This is a genomic window from Methylomonas sp. Uni0011 (assembly GCF_056850255.1).
The window spans coordinates 1-2,559 of sequence record NZ_JBVVNO010000039.1; the positions used below are offsets into that span (position 1 = coordinate 1).

Consider the following 2,559-nt stretch of genomic DNA (forward strand, 5'->3'; position numbering starts at 1 on the left):
CCTTGGCTGCCTGTAGAAGTGAGATGAACTCAGAGAGGTTTGGTAACTCGTCATAGCATACTCCCTGAAGAATGGTGGGATCCCATGAGGCTTTGTACGCAACACATAGTTGGGCAACGATTTGCAGGTCGCCGTTGTCTTCAAGCAAACCGGTAGGCACCCAGATGTAAGGTAGGTTTCTTAGCGGATTCGGAACGGGAGAGCCGCAGATGGAACAAAAATCAGAGCGGAACCCTGATTCTTTCATCCACGAGGATATGAACTCAGCACCGGCCAACCACCGAAATTTTTCGTTCGGAACAATTGTGGCAGCATTGGATAGCGAGCCGCCTTGCCTCCGGCAAAGAGAGCAGTGGCATTGGTAGAGCTTGAAACTCTCGCCAACAATTTCAAATTCGACTTGTCCGCAAAGGCAATGACCCAGCATAAAACTTCCGATGATTAACGTTTTTTATAATGTGCGCGATTTAGCGAGTCGAGCTTGACTGATGGGGTAGCATTGCTCGATTTACGCAACGCCGTGTGACGGCGTTGCGAAACGGTCAAACACGAACAATCAATAGTTAACCCGGCTCGACAAGGCGCCATCCACATGAATATTGGCGCCGGTTACAAAGGAAGCAGCGGCAGAACACAGAAAAATGGCAACATTGGCCACTTCCCCAGGTGTTCCCATTCTTCCGAATGGATTCTTGTTCAAATAGCTTTGGAACAATTCCGGCATCTGCTGTCTGGCATTGCCCCAAAAACCGTCTTCGACGTAAATCGTTCCAGGGGAGATCACATTGACGCGAATTTTCTGATTGGCCAGTCTTCGAGCCGCACCTTTGGCTACATGAATCAAAGCCGCTTTATAAGCGCCATAAGCGCTTTCTTGGTCGGCTTCAACGGTTGCCACGGAAGAAAGGATCACTATTGCCGCATCGCCTGATTGGAGTGCCGATTGCTGTAAATAGGGTTGAGCTTCCTGTATTAAGTGAACTGTGCTCATGAGATCTGTTGAATAGCCCATTTGCCAGTCCTGTTCGCTGAAGCCGATGGCAAACGCGCTGGGATTGGCAATGATGATATCAATGCCGCCCATGGTTTCGGCTGAGTCGGCGATCCATTGTTTGAGTGCTTTGGAATCCGATACATCCAAGCAGCTTGCGTCTACCGGATAGCCTTGCTGCTGAAAATCCGTAGCTACCTGCTTAAGGCGTTGCGGATTGCGGGCGCACAGACAAACTGTTGCCCCTTCGGCAACCATTGCCTGCACAATCGCCAGTCCTATACCACGCGTTCCCCCCGTTACCAGTACTCTTTTATTTTTCAATTCAAGTTTCATGCTAAATTCCTAACCTCACTAAATCCCCTCGCTGTAGGGTGTGCGAAGTTTAAGACGGGGGAGTTTGTCAAACCATGCCTGAAAATCCTGAAGTTTTGTCCGATTGGCCGTATTGATGGATGCGCTGGAAGTCCTGCTGCCTAAGCTACAGATAGAAAAAGCCGTTTATACCCGAGTAGAGGGGCATTCGCCCTGGGGGATTGATTTAAAAGCCTACCCGCATACCAAGTTTGGCATTGTGATCCAGGGTTGCTGCTACATAGACCTTAAGGATGGTTCCTTGCCGGTAAAACTTGAACGGGGGTTCTGTTATTTATTGCCGCGTGGCAATGCGTTCCGGGTTCGTTCATCGGCAGACGGCACGACCGACAAATTCGAGGATTTGCTGGTGAATTTGCAAGGTAGAGTGTTGCGCTGTGGTCAGGATGGCGACCAAACCATCGTGCTGGGTGGACAATTCGTTTTTGCGCTTGAGCGTTATCCTTTAGCACTCGATTTACTGCCTCCGTTGATTTGTTTTCAGGTCACCGACTCGGAGTTGATTGCCCTACAGGCCACATTGTCATTGATGGAACAGGAAATCCGCTCGCAAACTCTTGGCACTAAGGCCATGCTGAATTCGCTGGCCGACATTTTTTTCGTGCAAACATTGCGCGCCTATTTGTCGGGGTCTAGCGACCGTCAAACCGGATGGGCAGGTTTGTTAAGTGATGAGCGATTGGGCAAGGCGTTGCGGTGCATGCATCAGCAGATTGGCAAGCCCTGGACGATAGCCGCGTTGGCAGCACAAAGCGGCATGTCCCGCTCGGTATTTACTCAGCAGTTTAAGCAAAAACTGAGCATTGCCCCCATGGCTTATCTCAAACTCATCCGGATGAATCTAGCAAAAGAGCTGCTGCAACAATCGTCTGCTTTGGGGATTGCTCAAATCGCCGTCAAAGTCGGCTACGAATCCGAAGTAGCTTTCAATAAGGCTTTCAAACGGGAAATCGGTACTCCACCTGCTGCCTGGCGAGCGAAAAATAGTGATCGTTGATTTACGCAATTAAGCACTAGCTTGCCTCTGCAAAGTGCTAGCTAAATCAGCTCTTATCAATCCATAGCAACATAGCAATTAGGTTTACCGTTTCATTGCGCCCAATCCACCATATTATCGAAGACCAAGGTATATGACTGGTAACGAATCAATCTCTGTCATAGAATCACATTAGGTGACAGACCGCAAAGGGTCG

General features: G+C 49.4%; 3 protein-coding genes. 1 reads left to right on the forward strand and 2 read right to left on the reverse strand.

Going from position 1 to position 2,559, the window contains the following annotated elements; translation table 11 throughout:
• A partial coding sequence (locus AC0IM9_RS20345) for a GFA family protein (RefSeq protein ID WP_482805230.1) occupies positions 1–427 on the reverse strand: 427 nt, incomplete at its 3' end.
• Between the two features lie 129 nt (positions 428–556).
• A complete protein-coding gene (locus AC0IM9_RS20350; RefSeq protein ID WP_140912934.1) occupies positions 557–1,327 on the reverse strand; it encodes an SDR family NAD(P)-dependent oxidoreductase in 771 nt (256 codons plus the stop codon).
• Positions 1,328–1,442: 115 nt separating this feature from the next.
• Between AC0IM9_RS20350 and AC0IM9_RS20355 the strand changes: the two genes are divergently transcribed.
• Positions 1,443–2,363 carry a cupin domain-containing protein gene (locus AC0IM9_RS20355; protein WP_482805231.1) on the forward strand — a complete coding sequence of 307 codons (921 nt, stop codon included), beginning with the start codon at positions 1,443–1,445 and terminating at the stop codon, positions 2,361–2,363.
• Positions 2,364–2,559 lie beyond the last annotated feature (196 nt).